A 24,565-nucleotide genomic window follows, 5' to 3' on the forward strand; every position below is an offset into this window, starting at 1 on the left:
GGCGCCGCGCGCGAGCCGGGCGCGGATGACGGCGGGGGCCTGGTCGGGTCGGCGGGTGGCGGCGGCGTCGGCGCGCTCGCGCCGGGCGAAGGCGTCCTCGAGCCGGTCGAGCTCCGCGTCGACCTCCTGGGCGTCGTACCCGCCGCGGACGAGGGCGAATACCGCGTCGCGTACGTGGCCGCTGCCGATCGGCGCGTCCGCGGCATCGTCGTCCCACGCCTGCCGCACGCGGGCCAGCAAGGCGTCGACCTGGGCGGGGTGGTAGCCGCGGCGACGGTGGGGCACCCGGGTGAACGCGTGCGCCGCGCCCGTCGTGTCCGGATCTGTCGACCGCGGGACGCCCGGCGCGTCCGCCGTCGTCGCGGCGGGGCCGGACTCCCCCGTGACGCTCATCGGCCGTGTCCTTTCCGAGCCCGGGCGGGTGGCCCGGGGGTGGCCCCACGTCGTGTCCGGTCCGGCGGATCAGCGCCGGGGAGTCACAACTGCGGCATCAGCAGTTCGAACATCAAGAATGCCACCGGCGAGGCGAGAACGATGGAATCGAGCCGGTCCATGACTCCACCGTGTCCCGGCAGGATGGTGCCCATGTCCTTGATCCCGACCTCGCGCTTGACCATGGATTCTGCCAGATCGCCGAGCGTCGCGGCTCCGACCGTGGCGACGGCCATGATGGGGCCGACCCACCACGGCTGACCGAGCAGCAGGGTCGCGCAGAGCAACCCGATCACGGCCGCCCCGACGATCGACCCGCCGAATCCCTCCCAGGTCTTCTTCGGACTGACCCGGGGGGCCATCGCGTGACGGCCGAACAGCACCCCGACGATGTAGCCGAAGGTGTCGTTCGCGACCACCAGCAGCAGCATGGTGATCAGCTTCAGCGGTCCGGCGTCGGTGCGCAGCAGCAGCAGGGCGAAGCTGACCATCAGCGGGATCCACGTGAGGGCGAGCACGCCTGCCCGGGCCGCGGCCGGCGCTCCGGGCCGCGGATCGAGCGCACGCCACAGCACCGCGAGCAGGCACGCGCCGACGTAGGCCAGGGTGAGCATCTCGGGGCCGCCCAGGTAGGCGGCGAAGGGCAGCGCGGCGGCACCGATGGCGACCGGGACCCGCGGCAGGAGCACCTGCCGGAACGCCATCGCCCGGGCGAACTCGATGACGCCGACGACGGTGAAGGCCCCGACGATGCCGGTGAACAGCAGGGGCGAGAACAACAGCCCGACGATGAGCACACCGAGCAGGGCCAGCCCCACGGCGATCGCCGCCGGGAGATTGCGGCCGGCCCGGGACGGCGTCTTGCGGGCCGTCCGGTTGGCGCGGCCGTGCGCCGGGGGGAGCAGGCTGAAGCGGCGGATCCCCCGGCCGGGTGTGGCCGTCGTCGCGGCGGCCGGGACCGGCGACCCGGGCGCGGGACCGGCCGGGTGCGACCCCGGCCCGTCCGGCGTCGGGAGGTCGCTCATTCAGACGTCCAGCAACTCGGTCTCTTTGCGCTTGAGCAGCTCGTCGATCGAGTCCGTGTGCCGCTTCGTGGCCGCGTCGAGTTCCTTCTCGGCACGAGACCCCTCGTCCTCCCCCACCTCGCCGTCCTTGACCAGCTTGTCCAGGTCGTCCTTGGCCTTGCGGCGGATGTTGCGGACGGACACCTTGGCCTCCTCGGCCTTGGTGCGGACCAACTTGATGTAGTCCCGGCGGCGTTCCTCCGTCAGCTCGGGCATCACGATGCGGATCACGTTGCCGTCGTTGGCCGGATTCGCGCCGAGGTCGGAGGCGCGCAGCGCCTTCTCGATGTCGTTGAGGGACCCCTTGTCGTAGGGGGTGATCAGCAGGGTGCGCGCCTCGGGGTTCTGGAACGACGCGAGCTGCTGCAGCGGGGTGGGAGCCCCGTAGTAGTCGACCGTCAGCTTCGCGAACAGCGAGGGATTCGCGCGGCCGGTGCGGACGGAGGCGAAGTCCTCCTTGGCCACCTCGACGGCCTTGTCCATCTTGTCCTCGGCCTCGAGCAAAGTGTCGTCGATCACGCGCGTCTCCTCAGCGTCGTCGTTCTCATCGTCTCGTTCGTCATCCTATCCAGCGCGGGGCACCGGCCGGCGCCGGGTGCGCCGCGCGGCTGTCCCACCTCAGGCCGTGATGATGGTGCCGATCTCCTCGCCGAGGATCGCGCGAGAGACGTTGCCGGCGCCTTCCATCCCGAAGACGAGCATCGGCATGCCGTTGTCCTTGCACAGGCTGAACGCGGTCTGGTCCATCACCCGGATGTCCCGTCGCAGCGCCTCGTCGTAGGTCAGCCGGTCCAGCTTCACCGCGGTCGGGTCCTTCCGGGGGTCGGCGGTGTAGACGCCGTCGACCCCGTTCTTGGCGGCGAGCACGACGTCGGCGTGCACCTCGAGCGCGCGCTGGACGGCGACGGTGTCGGTGGAGAAGTACGGCAGGCCGGCGCCTGCGCCGAAGATGACCACCCGGTCCTTCTCCAGGTGACGGATGGCCCGCCGCGGGATGTACGCCTCGGCGACCTGGCCCATGGTGATCGCGGACTGCACGCGCGTCTCGACGCCGGCCTGCTCGAGGAAGTCCTGCAGGGCCAGACAGTTCATCACGGTGCCGAGCATGCCCATGTAGTCCGCGCGGGAGCGGTCCATGCCCTCCTGGGAGAGCTCGGCACCGCGGAAGAAGTTGCCGCCGCCGACGACGATGGCCACCTCCACCTTGCCGGCGGTCTCGGCGATCTGCTGGGCGACACCGCGAACGGTGGCCGGGTCGACACCGATCCGTCCCCCGCCGAACACCTCGCCGGAGAGCTTGAGCAGCACCCGCCGGCGGCGGCCGTCGGGCTCGTGGTCGTGGTCAGCGTTGCGAGTCTGCATGGGCGCCTGCCTTCCGGGTTCACGGTGGACGCGACGACGGGGGTGGTCACCCGGGCATCCAGGTGACCACCCCCGTCGACGCGTGGCCCGGTCCGCCGCCTCAGCGGCGGACCGGGTACTGCTGCTGGTGGGAGGCCGAGCGCTCAGGCGCCGACGCGGAAGCGGGCGAAGCCCACGGCCGTCGTGCCGGCCTCCTCGAGAACCTTACCAACGGTCTTCTTGGAGTCCTTCGCGAACGGCTGATCCAGAAGGGCGACCTCCTTGAAGTACCCGGTGAGGCGACCCTCGACGATCTTCGTCAGCGCGGCCTCGGGCTTGCCCTCCGCGCGAGCCGTCTCGTCGGCGATGCGGCGCTCGTTCTCGACCGTCTCGGCCGGCACGTCGTCGCGGCTCAGGTAGGTCGGGGCCATGGCGGCGGTGTGCACGGCGACGTCGTGGGCGACGGCCTGTGCGGCCTCACCGGTGCCGTCGACGGCGACGAGGACGCCCACCTGCGCCGGCAGGTCCTTCGACGTCTTGTGCAGGTACGCGTCGACGGTGGCACCCTCGACCCGCACCACGCGGCGGACCTGGACCTTCTCGCCCAGCAGGGCGCCGGCCTCGGTGACCTGCTCGGACACGGGCTTGCCGTCGATCTCGGCGGCGAGCAGCGTGTCCAGGTCGGTCGCGCCGGAGGCGATGGCGGCCTCGAGGACCTTGGTGCCGAACTCGACGAACGGGGCGGCCTTGGCCACGAAGTCGGTCTCGCAGTTGACCTCGACCATGACGCCGACGTTGCCCTCGACGCGGGCGGCGATCAGGCCCTCCGCAGTGGAGCGGCCCTCGCGCTTGGTGACGCCCTTGAGGCCCTTGACACGGATGATCTCCATGGCCTTGGCGGCATCGCCGTCGGCCTCGTCCAGCGCCTTCTTGACGTCGAGCATGCCGGCGCCGGTGCGCTCGCGCAGTGCCTTGATATCGGCGGCAGTGTAGTTCGCCATGACATCTCCTCTGGTTGATCGGTGCGGGCCGCTCGGGTGGCGGCCCCAGTCGTGACTGCGGACCGCCCCGATGAAGTGCGGTCCGCAGTCTGGCGGCAGTGCCGCCGGTGGATCGATGAGCAACCGCGGGCGTCAGCCCGCGGTCATCACTCGGCCGGGGTCTCGGTCGCCTCGGGGGCGGCCTCGGTGGACGCGGCCGGAGCCTCGGTGGCCTCGGTCTCGGTGTCGGCCGCGGCGGCGTCGGCCGGCTCGGTCACCGTGTTCTCGGCGACCTCGACGTCCGCGGCCGCCTCGGAGGTGGTCTCCGACTGCTGGGCCTGGGCACCCTCGAGCAGCTCGCGCTCCCATTCGGCCATGGGCTCCTCGGCGCCGGTGGCACCGTCCCGCCCGGCCGCGCGGTTGTTCTTCTGGATCAGGCCGTCGGCGACGGCGTCGGCCACCACGCGGGTCAGCAGGTTGACGGAGCGGATCGCGTCGTCGTTGCCCGGGATCGGGAAGTCGACCTCGTCGGGGTCGCAGTTGGTGTCGAGGATCGCGACGACCGGGATACCCAGCTTCTTGGCCTCGTCGACCGCCAGGTGCTCCTTCTTGGTGTCGACGATCCAGATCGCGGACGGGGTCTTCGCCAGGTTGCGGATACCGCCGAGGGTCTTCTCGAGCTTCTCGTGCTCGCGCTGCAGGAGCAGGAGTTCCTTCTTGGTGCGGCCCGAGGCGGCGACGTCGTCGAAGTCGATCTCCTCGAGCTCCTTGAGGCGGGAGATCCGCTTGGAGACGGTCTGGAAGTTGGTCAGCATGCCGCCCAGCCAGCGCTGGTTGACGTAGGGCTGGCCCACGCGGGTCGCCTGCTCCGAGATGGCCTCCTGGGCCTGCTTCTTGGTACCCACGAAGAGGATCGTGCCGCCGTGCGCGACGGTCTCCTTGACGAACTCGTAGGCGCGGTCGATGTAGGACAGCGACTGCTGCAGGTCGATGATGTAGATGCCGTTGCGCTCGGTGAAGATGAAACGCTTCATCTTCGGGTTCCAGCGACGGGTCTGGTGACCGAAGTGAACGCCGCTGTCCAGCAGCTGGCGCATGGTGACGACGGGCATGTCGACACTCCTTCCGGCAGCGGCGGCCCTCCGGCCTGTCTGCGCTGCCTGTTGACGGTTGATCGCTCCCGGACGTGCGTCCGGGCCGCCCGGCGGGCGGTCGCTCCTGGTGCCCGGGACGGTGGATCACCGTGGACCTCCCGACCGGACTCTCATCCGGACCGTGGGGAGGAACCGTCGGTCAGGGCCACCGGGAACCGGCGACCGTCGACGTCTGCGCGCGGACACGCGTAGTCAGCCGAGGACACTCGGCTGCTGGCACCAGTCTACCGCAGCCGCTGAGCGCTCGCGTCCGCGGCGGCGGCCGGTGGGCCGGGTGCCGGCCATGGGTCGGATGGGATCCACGCGGGTCCGGCGTGTGCCCGAGCCCCGTCCCACGACACACCGGGAATGACCGGGCCATGGCGCTGTTTCCCCCACGGCGTCTTCTCCCTCCCCAGTCCGAATGCGATCACCCGTTGTCCCCATCGCACCACCGCGGACCTCCGGGGCGCGCCGTCGTCGGGCAGGGTCGGCCCATGAGAACCGACATGGGACCGCGGCAGTGCGCGATCGGCCGGCTGCACCTCGATGGTCCCCGGCCGATCGCCGAGAACGGGTCCCGGGAATGCGGCACGAACGATGCCGACACGAGCGGGTCCGGGTCGACCGCCGCGGACGGAGCCACCCCCGCCGCCCGGCGCAGCGACCGGGCCGCCATCGGAGTGACGCGGCATCGTGCCCCGGTGAGCGTCGTGCTGCTCGCGGGCCTGCTGGGTCTGTCCCCCGCCGCCGTACCGGCCGACGCCGCGGCGACGACGGCGACGTCGGTGGCGGCCATGCCGACCCCCGCACCCCGCGGCTGGCAGTGGCCGCTGCGTCCCCGACCACTGCTCGTGCGGCCGTTCGACGCGCCGGAACAGCGGTGGTCGGCGGGTCACCGTGGCGTCGATCTCGCCGGCGCGCCGGGTGCACCCGTGCACTCCCCCGCGGCGGGCACCGTGGTGTTCGTCGGCGTCGTGGTCGATCGCCCGGTGCTGACCATCGCCCACGCCGACGGTCTGCGCACCAGCGTCGAACCGGTGACCGCGGCGGTCGAGCGGGGCGATCGCGTGGCGGCCGGCCAGGTCGTCGGCCACCTGATCGCCGGCCCCTCCCACTGCTCGCCCGCCACCTGCCTGCACTGGGGCGTCCGGCTCGGGGAGGACTACGTCGACCCGCTCAGCCTGATCCTCGACCGGAGACCGTCGGTCCTGCTGCCCCTCTCCCCGGGGCGTGGTCGGTGATCGGCGGACAGCCGCCGTCGCGCGGGGGAAGGACGCGGACGAGGGGTCCGCCGCCGGCCGGACCGGGCCGGCCCGCGAGGGGTGCGACGTGGGATCACACGAAGGCGGAGATGCCCGTCACGGAGCGGCCGGTGATCAGCTTGTTGATCTCCTGCGTGCCCTCGTAGGTGTAGATCGCCTCGGCGTCGGCGAAGATCTTCGCCATCTCGAAGTCGACGACGATGCCGTTGCCGCCGAGCAGGCTGCGGCCCATCGCCACCGTCTCGCGCATCCTGGCGGACGCGAACGTCTTGGCCAGTGCGGCGTGTTCCTCGGTGGCCTGGTCGTTCGCCTCGAGCTGGGCCACGCGGACCAGCAGGCCCATCGAGGCCATGGCGTTGCCGAGCATGGTGGCGAGCTGGTCCTGGACCATCTGGTTCGCGGCCAGCGGCTGGCCGAACTGGTGCCGCTCGACGACGTGCTTGCGGGCGACGTCGAACGCGGCCATCTGCTGCCCGACCGCCTGCCAGGCCACCCCGATGCGGGTGGAGCGCAGCACCTTGTTGGTGTCGCGGAAGCTGTTGCCGTGAGCCAGATGGAACTCGTCCGGCACCACCACGTTCGCGAGGGTGATGTCGGCGTTCTGCACGGTGCGCAGGGAGATCTTGTTCTCGATCTTCGTGGCGGAGTAGCCGGGACGGGAGGTGTCGACGAGGAAGGCCTTGACCTTGTCGTCCGCCACGTCGCGGGCGTAGATGACCACCCAGTCGCTGAAGGTCGCGTTGCCGATCCAGCGCTTCTCGCCGTTGAGCACCCAGCTGTCGCCCTGCCGCTCGGCGGTGGTGCGGGTGCCGCCGGCCACGTCGGAACCGCCGAGCGGCTCGGTCAGCCCGAAGGCACCGATCTTCTTCATCGCGTAGATGTCCGGCAGCCAGGCCTGCTTCTGCTCCTCCGAGGCGAGCAGTTCGATGGAGCCGGTGAACAGGCCGTCGTGCACGCCCATGAAGGTCGCGATCGAGGTGTCGGCCCGGGTGAACTCCGCGTGGATGAACCCGGCCAGCAGCGGCGAGTAGCCGAGCCGGCGCACGGGCGAGACGATGTCCAGCTCGGCCAGCTTCGGGATCAGGTGATGCGGGAACTCGGCGGCGTTCCAGGCGTCGCGGGCGATCGGCCGCACCTCGGCGTCGAGGAACTCGCGGACCTCCTTCAGGCGAACCCGTTCCTGGGCACTGAGGAGGTCCTCGAAGTGGAGGAAGTCCCCGTCCGCGTAGGGGAGGTTGGTCGGATCGACGTCGTGGGCCATCGCGTGCCTGCCTTGTTCGAGTCGGGTGTCTCGCGGTGGCCGACCGGCGTCGGCGGGCCATCGCTGCTGAAAGTTACTACTCAGTAACAATGGCCGATTATGCCAGCTGTGTGCGGAACAGGAAAGGCCGAGGACGCGGCACGGCTCCGGTCGCCGAGACGGCGGCCGGAGCCGTGAAGGGTAGGGCCGGTGGGGCTTGAACCCACGACCAAAGGATTATGAGTCCTCTGCTCTGACCAGCTGAGCTACGGCCCCCTCGCTCCCGCGCCGGAGCCGGAGCATCCTCATCCTAGGCGCAGCCCGGCGGACGGGCGGGTTGACCGGCGGACGGTACGGTCAGACGGTCAGCGCGGTGTAGTCGGTGCCGCGGTAGAGCGCCTCGAAGGTGTCCAGGGTCACCCCGAGGTCGTGCTTGTTGACCATCTCGCGGCTCGTCTTGCCGAGGCTCAGCCGCTCCTGCTCCGGCAGTTCGAGGATGCGACGCAGCTTGTCGGCGAGGTCCGTGCTGTCGTTCGGCCGGAACAGGTAGCCGTTGCGGCCCTCGTCCACCAGGTGCGGCAGCGCCATCGCGTCCGCGAGCACCACGGGTTTGGACGCGCTCATCGCCTCGAGTGTGACCAGCGACTGCAGCTCGGCCGTGCCCGGCTGGCAGAACACGGTGGCCCGCAGGTACGCGCGACGGAGCTCCTCGTCGGAGGCGAGCCCCAGGAACCGGACCCGGTCCCCCAGGCCCACCTCGGCCACCTTCGCCTCCAGCGCCGGCCGCACCTCGCCGTCGCCGACGATCTCCAGGTGGGTGTCCAGGCCGGCCGGCAGCTTCGCGACCGCGTCGATCAGGACGTCGACGTGCTTCTCCTGCGCGAGCCGGCCGACGAAGAGCACGGTGGGGTGCGCCGGCGACTCCAGTTCCTCGCCCGCGAGCTGCTCGTACTTGGCGGCGTCGATGCCGTTGGAGACGGGCAGCACCTGGCGCAGGAACGCGTGGTCGTGCATCGCCTTCGCGGCCAGCGGCGTCGGGGTGGTGACGACGGCAGCCTGCCCCATCACCTTGCCCATGTCCCGCCACGAGTTCTTCGCGACGATGTCCAGGAACCAGCGCGGGAACGGCAGGAACGGGTCCAGGTTCTCGGGCATGAAGTGGTTGGTGGCGATCAGCCGGATGCCCAGCTTCGCGGCCGTGTCCGCGAAGGACTTGCCGATCATGTAGTGGCACTGCACGTGCACGACGTCGGGCCGCTCCTCCTCGAGGATGCGCCGCACCTCGCCGTTGATCTCCCACGGCAGGCAGAGCCGGTAGTACGGGTGGGTGGGGGCCTTGTGGGACCGGAGCCGGTGCACGACGACGCCGTCCTCGATCCCGGCGTAGCTCGGGCCGGCGTCGTTGCGCGCGGCCACCGCGTGGACCTCGTGCCCGCGGGCCAGCATGCCCTGCGCGAGCCGCTGGCAGAAACGTGCGGCTCCGTTCATGTCCGGCGGGTAGGTGTCCGCGGCGATGAGGATCTTGAGCGGTCCGTCGCTGGGCGCTGAGGTCACGGGGAAGAGCTCCTGGTGGGGATCGGGGCCGCCGCGGGCGTCCGGCCCGGGGTCACCCGCGACGCTATCAGAGGGCGGGCGCGCGGCTCGGCTGACGCGCCTCCGGCGGGACCCGGACGCCGGCTCAGCCGCCGGTGCGGTCCGCCGCCGCGTTCTTCGCGTGCCGCTTCTCGGCCTTCCGGCTGATCACGTCCGGGTGGTAGCGCGAGAGCATGACGACGCCGACGATGGCCGAGACGGCCGCGATGACCATGGCGATCGCCACCAGGGCGGGCGGGTTCGCCCGCGCCTCCCCCAGGATGGCGATCCCGATGCCGATGCCGACCATCGGATCGATCACGGTGAGCCCCGCGATGACCAGGTCGGGCGGCCCGTGCGAGTAGGCGCTCTGCACGAACCAGATGCCGAGACCGCCGGCGGCGACGATGGCGATGTACAGGTACACCGGCACGCCCAGCAGGTGCACACCGCCGCCCGCGAACAGGTGGGTGAAGAGCAGCCGCGAGAGCACGGCGACGAACCCGAACAGCACGCCGGCGCCCACGATGTAGATGAAGGCGTTGAGGCGGCCGCGGAATCCGACCGCGAGGGACCCGAAGATCAGCAGCACCACGGCGAGCAGCAGGCACGTGGTCAGCTCCTGCGCCGTGGTGCCCTCGTGCGCCGGGTTGGTGATCAGCAGCGCCATCAGCACGAAGAGCGTGCTGCCGAACATGCACAGGACGATGGAGAAGATGGTCACCCGGTTGAGCTTGAGGTTCTGCTCCCGGGCGTTGACCACGGTGGTGATGACGAGGGCGACGGCGCCGAGCGGCTGGACGATCATCAAGGGGGCGTTGGCCAGGGCCGCGATGTTCAGGCCCATGCCGAGGCCCATCAGCACCGTGCCGAGCACCCACCGCGGATTGGCCAGCAGGCGCATCGCGCCCCTGCCGTGCAGGGAGAGGCCGCCGGTCTGGGCCTGCACCGCGCTGCCCTGCCGCTGGCTCCCGTAGGCCAGGCACACCGCCGAGGCGAGGGCGCACGCGATGGCGATGACGTATTCAGGCCTCACGGTCCACGATCCGTCGGCTCTGGAACTTGCGGATCATCGACCACAGGTATCCGGCGGAGGCGGCGACATGGCAGACGCAGCCGAGACCGAGCAGGACGAGGGCGACCGCGGTCACCGGCGTGCCCGCGAACAGGCTGAGGTGGCCCAGCAGCAGCAGCGGCGCCCCGACCAGCAGGATCGCGGTGCGCGCCTTGCCCATCAGGCTGACCGGCAGGTCCGGGTGATTGCGGAACAGGACGAGCGAGACGACCAGCAGCACCCCGTCGGGCACGAGGATCGCCAGGATCAGCCACAGGGGCGCGATCCCGGAGGCGACGAACGCGATGGCCACGATGATCAGGGCGAGCCGGTCCGCGAGCGGATCGAGGATCATCCCGACCCGGGACACCTGCCCCAGCCGCCGCGCCACGAATCCGTCCACCCAGTCCGTGCTTCCGAGGACGGCCAGGACCGCGAGGGCCCAGCCGAACCGCTGCGCCACCATGAGCGCGAAGAACACCGGGACGAGCAGGAACCGGACCAGCGTGATGACGTTCGGCACCGTCCAGAACCGGTCCACGACCGGCGCCCGTCCCGGGACGGCGGCGCCGGCGCTGGTCAACCGCATGGTCCCTCCGGCACGCTCAGGGCACGCCCGGCCGGGCGCGGGGTGGATGGGTCAGAGCTTCTTGACGAGCCGGCGCACGAACACCGCGAACGCGCCGCTCGAGACGGCGAACACGCTCAGCGGCACCCAGCGATCCCGCAACGTCTCGGCGGGCTCGCCGGCCGTGCGCGGCGCGCCGGCCGGGTTGGTGGCGGACGTCTGCGGGCCGGTGCCGCTGACGCTGCCGGAGCTGGCATGCAGCCGGGTGGCCACGTCGTCGGAGAAGGACTCGGCCCGGGCGACGGCACGGCCGCTGAACGCCTGCCACTGGCTCTTGACGTCGACCTTGTGCCCGAGGTCGTCGCGCAGGTTCGCCAAGTGGGCGCGGCGCTGACCCGTGCGGGTCTTCAGCTCGTGCTCGGTGGCCGGCGGGTTCGCCGCCTTCTCCTGCTCCTTGGCCTGCTTCTTGCGCTCGTCCTCGGCCCGCTGCTCGGGCGTCTTCTGCGCGTCCAGGGTCCGCTCGTCGAAATCGCGGCCCTCCTTGAGGACCCCGATGTCGTACTTGACGCCGCGGATCGCCTGCTCGGGCTTGAGCGGCATCGCCTTCTTCAACCGGGACAGCCCGACCAGCGCCGCGATCGCCAGGATGACGAGGAAGACGGCCCCGACCACGAGGGCGGCCAGCCAGATGCCCCAGTTGAACCAGTTCGCGACGCCCGAGACGAGGGCGATCAGCAGCATGATCACGAGGAAGGCGAGGAAGACCAGCCCGACGACGAAGAACGCCGCCGCGATGCCGACCTGGATGCCCTTCGCCTTCATCTCCAGGATCGCGAGATTGAGCTCGTCGGCGAGCTGCTTGGGCACGAGGCGGGACATGACCGTGGTCATCCCCCCCAGTGATCGGGAGTTGCCGGTGCGGGGGGTGGCCTGGTGACTCATCGCTGCTGCTCCGTCCGTTCGTCCTGACCCTGGATCATGGTCAAAAGTATCACCGGCTGACGGTCTGCCCGGGCAAGGGGGTGCCTCATCGTGCCCGGTCATCGCCCGACCGGGCCGGTGATCGAACGGTCAGCGCGTGGCGGGAGTCCCCGTCAGGGCGCCGTCCGCGGCCGTCGCCGGCCGGTCGTCGCCGGCGTCGTCGCGCCGGGCGGCCTGCTGCAGCCGGGCGGCCGCGGCTCCGATGTTCCGGCTCATCGAGGGGAAGATCACGCCGTGGAAGGGCAGGATCGCCAGCCAGTACACGCGGCCGGTGAGGCCCTTGGGGAAGAAGATCGCCCGCTGGTGGTAGGTGCTGCCGCCCTCGTGATCCGCTCCGGCCGAGTCGCCGGTCTCCTCCGCGTCGGGGCGCACCTCGAGCTCGAGCCACGCCTTGCCGGAGACCTTCATCTCGGCCCGCAGTCGCAGCAGCCGGCCGCGCTCGATGTGCTCGACCCGCCACCAGTCGACGGCCTCGCCCGTGTGCAGGCGCTGGGGGTCGCGCCGGCCGCGGGAGAGGCCCACGCCGCCGCTGAACTTGTCCATCCAGCCGCGCACCGCCCAGGCGAGCGGCAGGGAGTACCAGCCGTTCTTCCCGCCGATCCCCTCGATCACCCGCCACACGTACTCGGGCGCGGCGTCGCAGTGGTGGGTGCGCTCGTCGACGTAGACCTTGTGGCCGGCCCAGTCGGGATCCGAGGGAAGCGGATCGGCGTCGTGGGTGGCACCGCTCGCGCCGGCCCACGTCGTCTCCACCTCGTTCTCGCGCATCCGCAACAGGGCCAGCTCGACGGCGCGCCGGTACCCGGTCAGGCCGTCCGGCGGCGCGGGGATGTAGTCGTCGATGTCGTGCTCCGCGCTGACCGCGTCGTGCTGCAGCGACTGGACCAGCGGGAACGCCATGGACATCGGGATCGGCGTGACCATGCCCACCCACCAGCCGGCCAGGCGCGGGGCGGGCAGCGGCAGGGCGAGGATCACCCGGCGGGGCAGGCCCGCGGCGGTGGCGTAGCCGTTCATCATGGCGGCGTAGGTCAGCACCTCGCGGGAGCCGATGTCGAACGTGCGGTTCAGTCCCTCGGGCAGGTCGAGGGCGTGCAGCAGGTAGTGCAGCACGTCCCGGACCGCGATCGGCTCGATGCGGTTGCGCACCCACGACGGGGCCGGCATCACGGGCAGTTCCTCGGCCAGGTGCCGGACCATCTCGAAGGATGCGGACCCGGAGCCGATGATCACCCCGGCCTGGAAGACGACGGCGTCGGTGGGGCCGTCCAGCAGGACCTTGCCGACGGCGGCGCGGGAGCGCATGTGCGGGGAGAGCTCGACGTCGGTCGGGTGCAGGCCGCCCAGGTAGATCACCCGCTCCACGCCCGCGGCGGCGCAGGACCGGGCCATGATGCCGGCCATCGCGGCCTCGGTGCGTTCGAAGTCCTTGCCGGAGGACATCGAGTGGACCAGGAAGTAGACGGAGTCGACGCCGGCGCAGGCGCGCTCGGTGTCGCGCTGCTCGGACAGGTCGCCCTGGACGATCTCGACGTCGTCGTGCCACGGCACGTCCAGCAGCTTGTCGGCGTTGCGGACCAGCACGCGGACGCGGTGGCCGGCGGCCAGCAACCGGGGCACGAGGCGCCCGCCGATGTACCCGGTGGACCCGGTGACGAGGACATGGTGCTGCCGATCGGAGGACGTGTCCTGACCGGTCTGGTCGTGACCCGTGACGTCGGCCGGGCGGGCATCGCTGAGGCGCTCCATGACGCAACACTACGCGGTCCTCTCGATCATGGAGAGATCCTCCTGCCCGGATCCGGCGCCGGGCGGGCACCGTCGTGGTGGCTCCGACTAGGCAACCCGTTCCGCCTGTGGTTGGGTTGCGCCATGGGTGACGACGTCTCCTCCGCGACCTACAGCCGGCAGCAGCGCACCCGCTACCGCCGGCGCCTGATGGAGAGCCTCGAGACCTTCGACCGGTACCTCTCGGGAGCGACCTTCCAGGACACCGGTTCGATCGGGCTCGAGGTCGAGCTCAACCTGGTGGACGCCACCTCCCGGCCGAGCCTGCGCAACGCCAGCGTCCTCGACCGGATCGCCGATCCCGCCTTCCAGACGGAGATCGGCGCCTACAACATCGAGATGAACTACCCGGTGACGATGATCGCCGGCCGCGGCCTCGCGGACATGGAGGCGGGGCTGCGAGCCCGGCTCAACCACGCGGAGGAGCGCGCCGCGGAGGCACGGGCCGGCATCGTCATGGTCGGCATCCTGCCCACCATCACCGAGCAGCTGCTCACCGACCCGGACTGGATGAGCCCGGAGACGCGGTACGAGGCGCTGAACCTGTCGATCCTGGCCGCGCGCGGCGAGGACGTGCAGCTGGACATCCAGGGCGAGGACGACCTGCAGCTGTACACGGAGAGCGTCTCCCCCGAGGCGGCGTGCACCAGCGTGCAGTTGCACGTGCAGGTCTCCCCCTCCGGCTTCGCCTCCGCGTGGAACGCCTCCCAGGTGCTCGCGGGTCCGCAGGTCGCCCTCGCCGCGAACTCCCCGCACTTCCTGGGCCGCCGGCTCTGGCACGAGACCCGGGTCGTCCTGTTCCATCAGGCGATCGACTCCCGGCCACCCGAGATGCGCGCCCAGGGGGTCCGGCCCCGGGTGTGGTTCGGCGAGCGCTGGATCACGTCGATCTTCGACCTGTTCGAGGAGAACGTGCGCTGGTTCCCGGCGCTGCTGCCCGAACTGCGGGAGGACCGCAAGCTGCCGCCGGACGTGCCGGGCCGGCCGCCGCGGCTGCACGAACTGCGGCTGCACAACGGCACGGTCTACCGGTGGAACCGGCCGATCTACGACCCCGGGGTGGACGAGGCGCACCTGCGCGTGGAGAACCGGCTGCTGCCGGCCGGCCCCACGGTCGCCGACATCGTGGCGAACGCCGCGTTCTACTACGGCGTCGTGCACGTGATGCGGCACTCCGACCGACCCCTGTGGTCCCGGATGGCGTTCTCCACCGCCCGCGAGAACTTCGAGCAGTGCGCCAAGTACGGGCTCGACGCGCAGGTGTACTGGCCCGGCGTCGGGGACGTCCCGGTCGACGAGCTGATCGTCCGGCAGCTGCTGCCGATGGCGGAGACCGGGCTGCACCAGCTCGGCGTCGACCCCGACCTCGTCGCCCACTACCTCGGCATCCTGCGCGACCGCGCAAAGAGCGGGCAGAACGGCGCGCGCTGGCAGCTCGACACCTCCGCAGCCCTCCAGGCCGGAGGGATGGACCGGGACGAGGCGATGCGCGAACTCGTCCGCCGCTACCGGAAGCACATGCACGCCAACCTGCCCGTGCACGAATGGCCGGCCCCGTGACCGGTGCCGTGGCCCCGTTCCGCCGCCGATGATCGACGCCCTGCTGTGGGGGACGGTGGCCGCGTCGTCCCTGCTGATCGGCGCGATCCTCGGCATCGTGCGGTCCTGGCCGTCCGCGCTGGTCGGCGGGGTGCTGGCGTTCGGCGGCGGCGCGCTGATCGCGAGCGTGGCGTTCGAGCTGGCCGAGGAGGGCATCGAACGCGGGGGCCCGTGGCCGGTGGGCGTCGGCCTGGCCGCGGGCGCCCTGAGCTACTACCTGGCGAACCGGCTCGTCTCCGGCGAGGGACTCACGCCGTACCGGCGCCGGCACCCGGGCCGGCGGTCGCAGGACTCGCGGCGGCAGTCGGGCGGCACGTCGCTGGCCGTCGGCGCGGTGCTCGACGGCATCCCCGAACAGGTGGTGCTCGGCATCGGGCTGGCCGGGGGCGCGGGCGTGAGCGCCTCGCTGCTGGTGGCCATCTTCGTGTCCAACCTGCCGGAATCGATCGGGTCCTCCAGCGACATGCTCGCCTCGGGCTCGAGCCGTCGCCGCGTGATCGGCCTGTGGGTCGCCGTCTCGGTGGTGTGCCTCGCGTCGACCGTCCTGGGGTACCTCATCGCCGACCTGGCCACCGGCGGCCTGCGCGGGCTGATCGACGGGTTCGCCGCCGGCGCGCTGCTGGTGATGCTGGTGGATTCGCTCGTCCCGGAGGCCCAGCAGAAGTCGGGCAACACGGCCGGCCTGGTCACCGTGCTCGGCTTCGCCCTCGCCGCGTTCCTCTCCCTCGTGGCCTGAGACCGGCACCGGCCGCGCCGACGGCGTCGGCGTCGGCGTCGGCGATCATCAGCCGACTGAGAAATCACTGTCGCGGGAGGCGATCGAGCCGCTAGCGTGACGACCACGGCACCGAGCCGGTGCCGGGCGCGGACGTCCTCCGTGTCACGCGAGGTGAACGAAGGGGTGGCCATGAGCGAGACCAACGATGCCGGAGCCGTGAACGAGACCGGGACCGGCGGGTACGGCAGCCCGCAGCCGGAGGACGAGGTGGCCGGCGACTCGGTGGCGACCGGCGGCTCCGCCTCGGACGCCACCGGCTCCACCGACACCACGGGGGCCGGCGACGACTCGGTCGCGGACGGCGACGGACCCGACGGCGCCGCGGATCAGTGGACCGACAGCACGTCCGACGCCGCGGCGGAGGACGGGGTGTCCGGGGCCTCCGTCGAGGGCGCCGACGGCGTCGTCGACCGGGGCGACGGCGACGCGGGCGACGCGGCCGGCTCGCCGGACGCCTCCGACGTCGCCGACTGAGTCCTCGCTCGCGACCCGGTCGATCGTCCTGCGCCCCGACCGGGATGACTCGACACGGCGCCCCGGCGACCAGTACGTTCGCCGGGGCGCCGCGCCATCGCGGACCGAAGATGTCCGGAGACCGCCGTAGGGTCGCGGCATGGACATCCTCCTCGTTCCCGGGTTCTGGCTCGACGGCGATTCCTGGGCACCGGTCGCCGGTCCCCTGGAGGCCGCGGGCCACCGCGTGCACCCGCTCACCCTGCCCGGCAAGGAGTCGGTGGACGCCGATCGCGCCGGCATCGGCCTGCGGGACCACGTCGACGCCGTGGTCGCGCGTATCGATGCCCTCGACGACGGTCCCGTGGTGCTGGTGGGCCACTCGGGAGGCGGCGCGATCATCCACGCGGCCACCGATGCGCGCCCGGACCGCGTGGCGCGGGCCGTCTACGTGGACAGCGGCCCGCTGGGCGAGGGCGGGGTGATCAACGACGAGATCCCCACCGACGGACCGGATGCGCCGTTGCCGCCCTGGGAGTTCTTCGAGGACGAGGACCTGACGGACCTCACCGAGCAGCTGCGTGCCGCGTTCCGGGCGCACGCCGTCCCGGAGCCGGCCCGCGTGACGAGCGACCCGCAGCACCTGCACGACGAGCGCCGGTTCGACGTGCCGGTCACCGTGATCGCGTGCGAGTTCCCCGGAGACCAGCTGCGGCAGTGGATCGCCGCGGGGCATCCCTTCGTCGCCGAACTGGCGCGCATCCGGGACGTCGACATCGTCGATCTGCCGACCGGGCACTGGCCACAGCTCACCCGCCCCGCCGATCTCGCCGAGGCACTCGTCGCCGCCGTCGGGCGCTGACGCCCGCCATCATCAGCCTACTGATCGACGATCGGGCTAGGGTGGGCGGCGGGAGGTCACATGTCGCCAGACGCCACCGTGGACCAGGTCGTGCGGTTCGTCGATCTCGCCGGGGTGCTGGCGAACGCCGTGCTCGGCGGCATCGCGGCGCGCACGGCCCGCCTCGACGTGGTCGGGTTCGTGGTGCTCGCCATCCTGTCCGGGCTCGGCGGCGGCATGATCCGCGATGCCCTGCTGCAGGCGGGCCCGGTCGTCGCCCTGACGGACCCGCTGTACCTGGTGATGGCGCTGATCGGGGCCGGGATCGCCTTCATCATCCCCTTCCGGGGCCGGATGCCGCGCCTCGTCCTCGCCCTGCTCGACGCCCTCTCCCTGGGCTGCTGGGCGAACGTCGGCGCCCAGAAGACCCTCGACCTCGGGCTCACCGTCATCCCCGCCCTGCTGATGGGCGCCCTCACGGCGGTGGGCGGCAGCACCGTCCGCGACGTCATGCTCAACAAGAAGCCCGCCATCTTCGGCGGCAACACGCTCAGCGCCACCAGCGCGCTGCTCTCCAGCGCCATCACCGTCGGCTTCTACGCGGTCAACTCGCAGTGGCTGGGATCGATCGCGGCGATCGTGAGCGCGACCGCGCTCTCCCTGCTCGCGCGCCGGTTCGACTGGGGCCTGCCCACCGAGGTGCACCCTGCCCGGCGCGCCAAGCAGGCGTCGACCTGGCTGCGTGGCTGGTGGAGCGGCATCGGCAACCGGGGCCGCACGGGCGACCATGAGCAGGACCGGCAGGACGCGCCGCACCGACCGAGCACCGTGGACGACCCGAAGGAGCAATCGACATGAGCACATCGGAGCACTCCCCCCGCTCCGGCGGCGCGAGCGCCCACGCCGTCACCGAGATCCTGGCCGGCCAGGACGACATGAAGGACTGGCTGCACGACCTCTACCGGACCTTCCATCGGCATCCGGAGTTGAGCAATCAGGAGGTCAAGACCGCGGAGCGGGTTGCCACGGAGCTGAAGGACCTGGGCTACGAGGTGACCGAGGAGATCGGCACCACCGGCGTCGTGGGCGTGCTGGCCAACGGCGACGGCCCGACCGTGCTGATGCGCGCGGACATGGACGCCCTGCCGGTCAAGGAGGACACCGGCCTGGACTACGCCAGCACCGACACCGCGACCGACGCCGACGGCAACACCGTGCCCGTGGCGCACGCCTGCGGGCACGACGTGCACGTTGCCTCCCTGCTGGGCGCCGCGCGCCTGCTCGCCGAGGCGAAGGACGCCTGGAGCGGCACCTTCGTCGCCCTCTTCCAGCCCGCCGAGGAGGACGCGACGGGCGCGAAGGAGATGGTCGACGACGGCCTGGCCGACCTGATCCCGGCGCCCGAGGTCGCGTTCGCCCAGCACGTGCTGGCCTTCCCCGCCGGCCAGGTCAGCCCGCACGCCGGTCCCTTCCTCTCCAGCGCCGACAGCATGCGGATCACCGTGCACGGCCGCGGCGCCCACGGATCGATGCCGCAGCTCTCGGTCGACCCGGTGGTCCTCGCCTCCTCGATCGTGCTGCGGCTGCAGACCATCGTGGCCCGCGAGGTGGCGCCCGACGACTTCGCCGTCGTCACCATCGGCCGGATCAGCGGCGGCAGCAAGAGCAACATCATCGCCGACCGGGCCGTGCTCGAGCTCAACGTCCGCACCTTCGACACCGCGGTCAGCGAGCGGGTGCTGGCCGCCATCGAGCGCATCGCGATCGCCGAGGCGCAGGCGTCCGACGCGCCCCAGGAGCCCGAGTTCGAGCTCTACGACCACTACCCGCTCACCGAGAACGACGAGGCGACGACCACCCGGCTGACCGAGGCGTTCACCGCCCACTTCGGCGGCCAGGTCACCGACCGCGGCCGCCAGTCGGCGAGCGAGGACTTCAGCGACATCCCCTCCGCCCTGGGCGTCCCCTACAGCTACTGGGGCATCGGGGGCGTCGACCCCGACACCTACGCCGCGGCGGAGAAGAAGGGCACCGTCAGCGCCGACATCCCGGCCAACCACTCCCCGCAGTTCGCCCCGGTGCTGGAGCCGACGCTGTCCACCGGCACCGCCGCCATCGTCGTGGCCGCGCTCGCCTGGTTCGGGGGCTCGGGCAACTGAGGCCCGCGGCCGAGGACACGCCAGCTCGTCAATAGTTGTTCCATCCAGCCCGGATCCGGCCGTCGGTGAACATCTATTGACGAGCTGGCGGGCGGGGCGTCGGTCAGGCGGGGGCGCCGGCCTTCGCGTAGGCGCCGGCGGCGATGTCCTCGATCAGGGTGGGGCCGGTCGGGCTCCAGCCGAGCAGCTCCCGGGTGCGGGCGCTGGAGGCACTCATGTCCAGGCCGAAGAAGCGCCCGATGAAACCGAAGTGGTCGACCGCGTCCTGCGGGGCGATCGAGGCGACGGGCAGGTCGAGCGCCCGTCCGATCGCCTCGGCGATGTCCCGGGTCGGCACGCCCTGCTCGGCCGCCGCGTGCAACCGGGTACCGGCCGGCGCCTGCTCCAGCCCGAGCCGGACGAGCCGAGCAGCATCGGAGCGGTGCACCGCGGCCCACGCGTTCGTGCCGTCGCCGACGTAGCCGGAGACGCCCCGGCGTCGCGCGGCCGCGACGATGAGCGCGATGAAGCCGTGGTCGCCCATCCCGTGCACCGTGGGCGCGAAGCGGGCGGCAATGCTGCGCACGCCGTGAGCGACGTGGTCGAGCGCCAGGTTCTCGGCGCCGCCGCGGGGAGAGTCGGGGCCGACGGCGCGGGACGGGTCGGACTCCTCGCCGGGCCGGCCCTGGGCCAGCCCCGCCAGGCCGGAGGCGAGGAGCAGGGGCCGATCGGATCCGTCGAGGGCAGTCACCAGAGTCTCGACGGCGGCCCGTTCGGCCCGGTCGGACTCTCTCGGGTTCGCCCAGTCGTGCTTGTTGGCCAGGTGGATCACTCCCTCCGCGGCCTCGGCTCCGCGGCGCAGGGCGGCCGGGTCGTCCAGGTCGCCGCGCAGCACGCGCGCGCCCCTGCTCGCCAGCGCGTCCGCCGACGTCTCACTGCGGGCCAGGCCGGTGACCTCGTGCCCGGCCGCGAGCAGCTCGTCGACCGTCGCCGACCCGATCCACCCACTGGCTCCCGTGACGAAGACGTGCATGGTTCCTCCTTCATCGTGCGACTTTGATGACAGTCGCTGCCGTCACTCTACGCGCGATGTCAGCCACTGTCACCACTACGATGGGGACATGGTGCGATGGGAGCCGGGCGCGCGGGAACGCCTGCAGGGTGCTGCCCTGGAGTTGTTCGGCAGTCAGGGTTTCGACGGGACGACGGTGGCGGAGATCGCCGCCCGGGCGGGGCTGACCGAGCGGACCTTCTTCCGCTACTTCGCCGACAAGCGGGAGGTCCTCTTCACCGGTCAGGACGCCTTCGAGCGACTCTTCTTCGCGGGCCTCGACGCGACGGGATCGGACGAGCCGATGACCAGCATCGGTGCTGCCATCGGCAGAGCCGCCGACTTCTTCCCGGACGAGCACCGCCCGTGGTCCCGGGCCAGACAGCAGGTCATCGACGCGCACGAGGCGCTGCGGGAGCGGGAACTGCTCAAGCTGTCCTCCCTGGCCGCCGCGCTCACCCGAGCACTGACGGACCGGGGCGTCGATCCCACCAGCGCCGCCCTCGCGGCGGAGACCGGCGTCACCGTGTTCCGCACGGCCTTCGCCGCCTGGATCGCCCCGAGCGAGACCCGCTCGTTCCCCCAGCTCCAGGATGCGGTGATGCGGCGCCTGCACGCGCTGATCGACGCGGACTGACGTCGCCACCGGGCCGGGCGCCGGGCCGGACGGAGCCGACCGGCGTCGCCTGCGACATCCGGACGGCGGTCGGCGTCGCGCTCACGACACTCGCCGGGCATGTCCTGTTCCACGAGCGCCTGACCTGGCGGATCGGGCTGGGCACCGCGCTCATCATCGGCGGGATGGTGCTGATCGAGACCGGCACCACCGGTCACCGACACCTCCCCGGCGGCCTACCGGTCCCGGGCGGGAAGGACGAGCCTGACGGGGGCGAGCTCCTCGCCGATCCGGTACTGGGCGCCGAGCAGGAACCGCCCGTGCGCCGTCAATGTCGCCGTCAGCTCCAGGGTGCGCGCGTCGGCGCCCTCCACGGCGTCGTCGACGAGAGCCAGGTCCGCGATCACCAGGGTCGCCGTCGGATCGCGGTGGCCGCGGTCCCGAACGGCCAGTTCCCCGGTGCGCCCGGTCAGGGTGATCCGGGGATCGGCGAGCAGCACGTCCAGGGCGCCCCAGTGTCCCGTGAACCGCACCGAACCGGTGAAGACATACGATCCGTCCCCGGCCGCCGCCGGCGCGGTGACCGGGTCGGTCGCGACGTCGGTGGCGGCCCACGGGAAGTGGAAGCCCTCCTCCGTCCGGTTCGCCGGGTCGGCGACCTCGACCTCGCCGGCCGCAGGCCCCTCGACGTAGGCGATCAGGCTGTCCTTGATCCCCCAGGTCAGACCGGCGGCGCGCGTCACGCGGCCTCGAGCTCGACGACGGGAAGCTTGTCCAGGCTGCGGGTCATGTTGCTGACCACGCGCGAGGACGCCCCGACCGAGAACCGGCGCACCCGGCGGGTGAGCGCCGTGAGCACGGCCAGCGCCTCCAGCCGGGCCAGGCCCTGACCGGCGCACCCGTGGATGCCGTACCCGAAGCTGAGGTGGTCGACCGGATTGCGCTCGACCCGGAAGGTGTCCGGATCCTCGTAGTGCCGCTCGTCGCGGTTGCCCGACCCGAAGAGGATGGCCGCCCGGGACCCGGCGGGGATCACCGTGCCCTCGATCTTCACGTCCTCCTTCACCAGCCGGCCCCACGTGTTGACCGGCGGCTCCAGTCGGAGCCCCTCGTTGTAGGCGGCGGACAGCAGCGACGGATCCTGCCGGATCAGTTCGTACTGATCCGGGTGCGCGGCGAGCAGGGCGATCACGTTGCCGATCGAGGCGATGGTCGTGTCCATGCCGGCGGCCACGTACTGGTGGATGATCATGCCGCAGGTCTCGTGGGCGATCTCCCCGCGGTCGGCCGCGTCGAAGATGGCCCGGCCCATGCTGCCCTCGGTCAGGTCGGAGGCGCTGACGTGGTGCGCCCACCCGAACAGCTCGCCGGCGACCGGGAAGTTCTCCGCCGTGCGCTGGTTGGCCGGGCCGAGCACGTTGAAGGCGGCCTCGCCCCAGCGCAGGATGTTCTCCCGCGGCCGGCCGGTGACGCCGATCAGGTCGGCGACCACGTGCAGCGGCAGGGCCCGGGCGAGATCGTCGATCGCGTCGAACCGGCCCCGCTCGACCAGCTCGGCGACCATCGCGTCCGCCTTGGCGTCGATGTCGCCCTTGAGCTTGCGCAGCGATCGCGGCGAGAGGTTCTCGGAGAGCACCGCCCGCATGGGGCCGTGGGCGGGCGGATCCGTGGTCAGCGTCGTGCCCCGCAGCGCCTCGTTCATCTGGTCGTTGAAGGCGATCTTGTTGGAGGAGAACACCTCCGGGTTCGCCAGCGCGTCCCGGATCCCGTCGTAGCGGGTCAGTGCCCAGAGGTCGTTCGCCTCGATGTGCACGACGGCGGCGCTCTCACGCAGCCGGGCGAACGTCGGATACGGGTCCAGCAGGATCTCGTCGGAGAACAGATCCACGTCGGGGAAGGCGTCGGTGTCGGCGGAGACGATCGTTTCGGCAGTCATGCGGGACCTCACGGGAATGTCGGTGCCCCGGGTGAACGGTCAGGGCGCTGGAGACGGCGAGCGCGAACCGGACGCCGTCCCCTGATTCCACGTGATCTCCGCCTCATCTGTCCAATGCATGCTGTTCATAGCGGGGATCCAGGTGAGGAATGGGAAGCTCGCGTCGGTCGTGGCGCTGACGGCGGCATCCGCGCCGCACGCCCCGTCGGGCAACGATCCGGGCACCGGCCCGAGTCCTCAGGGTCGTTCGTCCGCGGGCTCCTGCGACACGGGCAGGCCGGCCGCCTCCCACGCCTCGTAGCCACCGATGACGTCGGTGGCCCGCGTCAGGCCCAGCTGGCGCAGGTTCCAGGCGGCCAGCGACGAGGAGTACCCGTGCCGGCAGACGAGGATCCAGCGCAGGTCCCACGCCGTGGCCTCGGGAATGCGGTACACGAAGGTCGGGTCCAGCCGCCATGGCAGCACGGTCAGGTCGATCACGAGCGCGCCGGGCAGGCCGGCGGCGGCCGCCCGGTGGGCGCCGGTCCGCACGTCGACGATGAAGGCGCCGTCGCGCTGCTCGGCGAGGGCCTGCGCGGGAGTGAGCCGGTCCAGCCCGCCCCGCGCCCGCTCGAGCAGGGCCATCGACCCGCGCACCGGCGCGACGGGGTCGGTTGGGACGCGGTCGGTTGGGACGGGGTCGGTTGCGACGCGGTCCGATGCGGCCAGGTCCGCGTCGAACGGTGCCATCAGGTCGAACTCGGCCAGTCGGCGCCCACCCGCTGCCACGCGCCGTCGAGGGCGGCCAGCACGTCGTCCGGCAGCGGGCCCCGCTCGGCCGCCTCGAGGTTGCGGCGCAGGTGGTCCGGCTTCGCGGTGCCGACGATGGCGGTGTCCACGCCCGGGGCCCAGGCCGTGAAACGGAGGAACAGCTCGTTCCAGGGCCGGCCCGCGGGGTCGAGATCGAGGGCACGGAACCGCTCCCAGTAGAGCTCGCCGTAGTGGCCGACCGGCCGCTCCGCGAACCGCCACGGGGCGTTGGCGATCGGCCGCTTGGCGATCACCCCGGGCCGGCCGTCGTCGGCGGCCGCCGGCGCGACCACGCGACGCAGGTTCGCCTGGTCCACCACGTTGATGCTCGTCTCGATCGCCCCGAACCGGCCCGAATCCGCCGCGGCCGCGAGGTGCTCGTTGTCCCCGCTGTAGCCGGCGACCCCCACCTTGCCGGCGGCGACGGCGGTGTCGAGGGCGTCCTGCAGATCGCCGCGACGCAGCACGTCGGCCGGGCAGGAGTGCAGGAAGAAGACGTCGAGCCGATCGGACCGGGTCAGGCGCAGGGAACGGTCGATGCCGGCGCTCACGGCGCCGGGCGTCCAGTCGGCGTGCCCGTCGACGGCCTGACCGCCCTTGGTCGAGAGCACGAACTCGTCCCGGCGGCCGGACAGGTGCCGGCCGATCCGTTCCTCGCTCAGGCCGTAGCTGCCGGCCGTGTCGATCAGGGTGATGCCCGCGTCCAGGGCCCCGTGCAGGACGGCCGCCGCGTCCTCCTCGGTGACGTCTGTCTCGCCGATCTGCCCGGCACCCAGCCCGAGTAGGGAGACCCGCAGCCCCGTCCGTCCGAAGGTCCGTTGCTCCACGATGGTCCTCTCGACGGTCGTCCCGGTCTGCACCCACCCTAGGGCAGGACCGCGATTGATACGTTTGCTGATCAGTCGGCCGCGACGGCCGGATCGACCCCGTCCCGTTCCCTCAGGAG

At 71.8% G+C, this 24,565-nt stretch carries 25 protein-coding genes and 1 tRNA gene; 8 read left to right on the top strand and 18 right to left on the bottom strand.

Annotated elements, in window-relative coordinates:
* From IEX22_RS13650 to rpsB, 6 genes are all read right to left on the bottom strand, one after another.
* The coding region (locus IEX22_RS13650) for a DivIVA domain-containing protein (protein ID WP_188668953.1) at window positions 1–393 on the bottom strand (393 nt) is incomplete at its 3' end.
* An 83-nt stretch (window positions 394–476) separates the two neighbouring features.
* Entirely contained in the window at window positions 477–1,457 is a 981-nt protein-coding gene (locus IEX22_RS13655; protein WP_188668954.1) for a phosphatidate cytidylyltransferase, read from the bottom strand.
* Complete coding sequence (gene frr, locus IEX22_RS13660; protein ID WP_188668955.1) at window positions 1,458–2,015, bottom strand: ribosome recycling factor; 558 nt, start codon at window positions 2,013–2,015, stop codon at window positions 1,458–1,460.
* Window positions 2,016–2,114: 99 nt separating this feature from the next.
* Window positions 2,115–2,858: a UMP kinase gene (pyrH, locus tag IEX22_RS13665; RefSeq protein WP_188668956.1), complete on the bottom strand. Its 744-nt coding sequence runs from the start codon at window positions 2,856–2,858 to the stop codon at window positions 2,115–2,117.
* Between the two features lie 143 nt (window positions 2,859–3,001).
* Window positions 3,002–3,838 (bottom strand): translation elongation factor Ts, encoded by an 837-nt coding sequence (tsf, locus tag IEX22_RS13670; RefSeq protein WP_188668957.1) that lies wholly within the window; start codon window positions 3,836–3,838, stop codon window positions 3,002–3,004.
* Between the two features lie 146 nt (window positions 3,839–3,984).
* Window positions 3,985–4,929 carry a 30S ribosomal protein S2 gene (rpsB, locus tag IEX22_RS13675; protein ID WP_188668958.1) on the bottom strand — a complete coding sequence of 315 codons (945 nt, stop codon included), beginning with the start codon at window positions 4,927–4,929 and terminating at the stop codon, window positions 3,985–3,987.
* A 518-nt stretch (window positions 4,930–5,447) separates the two neighbouring features.
* Between rpsB and IEX22_RS13680 the strand changes: the two genes are divergently transcribed.
* A complete protein-coding gene (locus IEX22_RS13680; protein WP_306464463.1) occupies window positions 5,448–6,194 on the top strand; it encodes a M23 family metallopeptidase in 747 nt (248 codons plus the stop codon).
* 94 nt (window positions 6,195–6,288) lie between these two features.
* Here the strand turns inward: IEX22_RS13680 and IEX22_RS13685 are convergent, their stop codons facing one another.
* The 7 genes from IEX22_RS13685 to IEX22_RS13715 form a co-directional block, all read right to left on the bottom strand.
* Window positions 6,289–7,476: an acyl-CoA dehydrogenase family protein gene (locus IEX22_RS13685; protein WP_188668959.1), complete on the bottom strand. Its 1,188-nt coding sequence runs from the start codon at window positions 7,474–7,476 to the stop codon at window positions 6,289–6,291.
* Between the two features lie 181 nt (window positions 7,477–7,657).
* A tRNA-Ile gene (locus IEX22_RS13690) sits at window positions 7,658–7,731 on the bottom strand.
* An 81-nt stretch (window positions 7,732–7,812) separates the two neighbouring features.
* Complete coding sequence (locus IEX22_RS13695) at window positions 7,813–9,009, bottom strand: glycosyltransferase (protein ID WP_229660044.1); 1,197 nt, start codon at window positions 9,007–9,009, stop codon at window positions 7,813–7,815.
* Between the two features lie 124 nt (window positions 9,010–9,133).
* On the bottom strand, window positions 9,134–10,063 hold the full coding sequence (locus IEX22_RS13700) for a DMT family transporter (RefSeq protein ID WP_229660045.1): 930 nt from the start codon (window positions 10,061–10,063) through the stop codon (window positions 9,134–9,136).
* Window positions 10,053–10,670 carry a CDP-alcohol phosphatidyltransferase family protein gene (locus IEX22_RS13705; protein WP_188668960.1) on the bottom strand — a complete coding sequence of 206 codons (618 nt, stop codon included), beginning with the start codon at window positions 10,668–10,670 and terminating at the stop codon, window positions 10,053–10,055. Before IEX22_RS13705 ends, IEX22_RS13700 begins: the two co-directional genes overlap by 11 nt.
* Window positions 10,671–10,721: 51 nt before the next feature.
* A complete protein-coding gene (locus IEX22_RS13710; protein WP_188668961.1) occupies window positions 10,722–11,591 on the bottom strand; it encodes a phage holin family protein in 870 nt (289 codons plus the stop codon).
* Between the two features lie 129 nt (window positions 11,592–11,720).
* A complete protein-coding gene (locus IEX22_RS13715; RefSeq protein ID WP_188668962.1) occupies window positions 11,721–13,379 on the bottom strand; it encodes an SDR family oxidoreductase in 1,659 nt (552 codons plus the stop codon).
* Between the two features lie 123 nt (window positions 13,380–13,502).
* On the opposite strand from IEX22_RS13715, the gene IEX22_RS13720 reads away from it, so the two are divergent.
* The 6 genes from IEX22_RS13720 (at window position 13,503) to IEX22_RS13745 (ending at window position 19,248) form a co-directional block, all read left to right on the top strand.
* The gene (locus tag IEX22_RS13720; RefSeq protein WP_188668963.1) at window positions 13,503–14,978 is read left to right on the top strand and encodes a glutamate-cysteine ligase family protein; all 1,476 of its coding nucleotides are present in this window, start codon (window positions 13,503–13,505) and stop codon (window positions 14,976–14,978) included.
* A 28-nt stretch (window positions 14,979–15,006) separates the two neighbouring features.
* Window positions 15,007–15,753 (top strand): ZIP family metal transporter, encoded by a 747-nt coding sequence (locus IEX22_RS13725; RefSeq protein WP_188668964.1) that lies wholly within the window; start codon window positions 15,007–15,009, stop codon window positions 15,751–15,753.
* A gap of 171 nt (window positions 15,754–15,924) precedes the next feature.
* Window positions 15,925–16,269: a hypothetical protein gene (locus tag IEX22_RS13730; RefSeq protein WP_188668965.1), complete on the top strand. Its 345-nt coding sequence runs from the start codon at window positions 15,925–15,927 to the stop codon at window positions 16,267–16,269.
* 139 nt (window positions 16,270–16,408) lie between these two features.
* Window positions 16,409–17,110, top strand: coding sequence for an alpha/beta fold hydrolase (locus IEX22_RS13735; protein WP_188668966.1), 702 nt, complete (start codon window positions 16,409–16,411; stop codon window positions 17,108–17,110).
* Between the two features lie 60 nt (window positions 17,111–17,170).
* Entirely contained in the window at window positions 17,171–17,947 is a 777-nt protein-coding gene (locus IEX22_RS13740) for a trimeric intracellular cation channel family protein (RefSeq protein WP_188668967.1), read from the top strand.
* Entirely contained in the window at window positions 17,944–19,248 is a 1,305-nt protein-coding gene (locus IEX22_RS13745) for an amidohydrolase (RefSeq protein ID WP_188668968.1), read from the top strand. The genes IEX22_RS13740 and IEX22_RS13745 overlap by 4 nt, the downstream gene beginning before the upstream one ends.
* A gap of 103 nt (window positions 19,249–19,351) precedes the next feature.
* Here the strand turns inward: IEX22_RS13745 and IEX22_RS13750 are convergent, their stop codons facing one another.
* Complete coding sequence (locus IEX22_RS13750; protein WP_188668969.1) at window positions 19,352–20,260, bottom strand: SDR family oxidoreductase; 909 nt, start codon at window positions 20,258–20,260, stop codon at window positions 19,352–19,354.
* A gap of 88 nt (window positions 20,261–20,348) precedes the next feature.
* On the opposite strand from IEX22_RS13750, the gene IEX22_RS13755 reads away from it, so the two are divergent.
* Window positions 20,349–20,915, top strand: a complete 567-nt coding sequence (locus IEX22_RS13755; protein WP_188668970.1) for a TetR family transcriptional regulator — start codon at window positions 20,349–20,351, stop codon at window positions 20,913–20,915.
* Between the two features lie 215 nt (window positions 20,916–21,130).
* Here the strand turns inward: IEX22_RS13755 and IEX22_RS13760 are convergent, their stop codons facing one another.
* The 4 genes from IEX22_RS13760 to IEX22_RS13775 all read right to left on the bottom strand — a co-directional run bounded on the left by IEX22_RS13760 (window position 21,131) and on the right by IEX22_RS13775 (window position 24,446).
* Window positions 21,131–21,637 carry an HtaA domain-containing protein gene (locus IEX22_RS13760; RefSeq protein ID WP_188668971.1) on the bottom strand — a complete coding sequence of 169 codons (507 nt, stop codon included), beginning with the start codon at window positions 21,635–21,637 and terminating at the stop codon, window positions 21,131–21,133.
* Window positions 21,634–22,830: a cytochrome P450 gene (locus tag IEX22_RS13765; protein ID WP_188668972.1), complete on the bottom strand. Its 1,197-nt coding sequence runs from the start codon at window positions 22,828–22,830 to the stop codon at window positions 21,634–21,636. Before IEX22_RS13765 ends, IEX22_RS13760 begins: the two co-directional genes overlap by 4 nt.
* Before the next feature lie 237 nt (window positions 22,831–23,067).
* On the bottom strand, window positions 23,068–23,559 hold the full coding sequence (locus tag IEX22_RS13770; protein WP_306464464.1) for a rhodanese-like domain-containing protein: 492 nt from the start codon (window positions 23,557–23,559) through the stop codon (window positions 23,068–23,070).
* Window positions 23,559–24,446, bottom strand: coding sequence for an aldo/keto reductase (locus tag IEX22_RS13775; RefSeq protein ID WP_229660046.1), 888 nt, complete (start codon window positions 24,444–24,446; stop codon window positions 23,559–23,561). The genes IEX22_RS13770 and IEX22_RS13775 overlap by 1 nt, the downstream gene beginning before the upstream one ends.
* Window positions 24,447–24,565: the final 119 nt, after the last annotated feature.

It is taken from the genome of Tersicoccus solisilvae (assembly GCF_014643255.1).
GTDB classification, from domain to species: Bacteria; Actinomycetota; Actinomycetes; order Actinomycetales; family Micrococcaceae; genus Tersicoccus; species Tersicoccus solisilvae.

What these genes read in the sequence shown, in the direction of transcription:
- IEX22_RS13655 (WP_188668954.1), bottom strand. Translation starts at nt 1,457, where the DNA reads ATGAGCGACCTCCCGACGCCGGACGGGCCGGGGTCGCACCCGGCCGGT.
- pyrH (WP_188668956.1), bottom strand. Translation starts at nt 2,858, where the DNA reads ATGCAGACTCGCAACGCTGACCACGACCACGAGCCCGACGGCCGCCGC.
- tsf (WP_188668957.1), bottom strand. Translation starts at nt 3,838, where the DNA reads ATGGCGAACTACACTGCCGCCGATATCAAGGCACTGCGCGAGCGCACC.
- rpsB (WP_188668958.1), bottom strand. Translation starts at nt 4,929, where the DNA reads ATGCCCGTCGTCACCATGCGCCAGCTGCTGGACAGCGGCGTTCACTTC.
- IEX22_RS13680 (WP_306464463.1), top strand. Translation starts at nt 5,448, where the DNA reads ATGAGAACCGACATGGGACCGCGGCAGTGCGCGATCGGCCGGCTGCAC.
- IEX22_RS13685 (WP_188668959.1), bottom strand. Translation starts at nt 7,476, where the DNA reads ATGGCCCACGACGTCGATCCGACCAACCTCCCCTACGCGGACGGGGAC.
- IEX22_RS13705 (WP_188668960.1), bottom strand. Translation starts at nt 10,670, where the DNA reads ATGCGGTTGACCAGCGCCGGCGCCGCCGTCCCGGGACGGGCGCCGGTC.
- IEX22_RS13710 (WP_188668961.1), bottom strand. Translation starts at nt 11,591, where the DNA reads ATGAGTCACCAGGCCACCCCCCGCACCGGCAACTCCCGATCACTGGGG.
- IEX22_RS13715 (WP_188668962.1), bottom strand. Translation starts at nt 13,379, where the DNA reads ATGGAGCGCCTCAGCGATGCCCGCCCGGCCGACGTCACGGGTCACGAC.
- IEX22_RS13720 (WP_188668963.1), top strand. Translation starts at nt 13,503, where the DNA reads ATGGGTGACGACGTCTCCTCCGCGACCTACAGCCGGCAGCAGCGCACC.
- IEX22_RS13725 (WP_188668964.1), top strand. Translation starts at nt 15,007, where the DNA reads ATGATCGACGCCCTGCTGTGGGGGACGGTGGCCGCGTCGTCCCTGCTG.
- IEX22_RS13730 (WP_188668965.1), top strand. Translation starts at nt 15,925, where the DNA reads ATGAGCGAGACCAACGATGCCGGAGCCGTGAACGAGACCGGGACCGGC.
- IEX22_RS13735 (WP_188668966.1), top strand. Translation starts at nt 16,409, where the DNA reads ATGGACATCCTCCTCGTTCCCGGGTTCTGGCTCGACGGCGATTCCTGG.
- IEX22_RS13740 (WP_188668967.1), top strand. Translation starts at nt 17,171, where the DNA reads ATGTCGCCAGACGCCACCGTGGACCAGGTCGTGCGGTTCGTCGATCTC.
- IEX22_RS13745 (WP_188668968.1), top strand. Translation starts at nt 17,944, where the DNA reads ATGAGCACATCGGAGCACTCCCCCCGCTCCGGCGGCGCGAGCGCCCAC.
- IEX22_RS13750 (WP_188668969.1), bottom strand. Translation starts at nt 20,260, where the DNA reads ATGCACGTCTTCGTCACGGGAGCCAGTGGGTGGATCGGGTCGGCGACG.
- IEX22_RS13755 (WP_188668970.1), top strand. Translation starts at nt 20,349, where the DNA reads ATGGTGCGATGGGAGCCGGGCGCGCGGGAACGCCTGCAGGGTGCTGCC.
- IEX22_RS13765 (WP_188668972.1), bottom strand. Translation starts at nt 22,830, where the DNA reads ATGACTGCCGAAACGATCGTCTCCGCCGACACCGACGCCTTCCCCGAC.
- IEX22_RS13770 (WP_306464464.1), bottom strand. Translation starts at nt 23,559, where the DNA reads ATGGCACCGTTCGACGCGGACCTGGCCGCATCGGACCGCGTCGCAACC.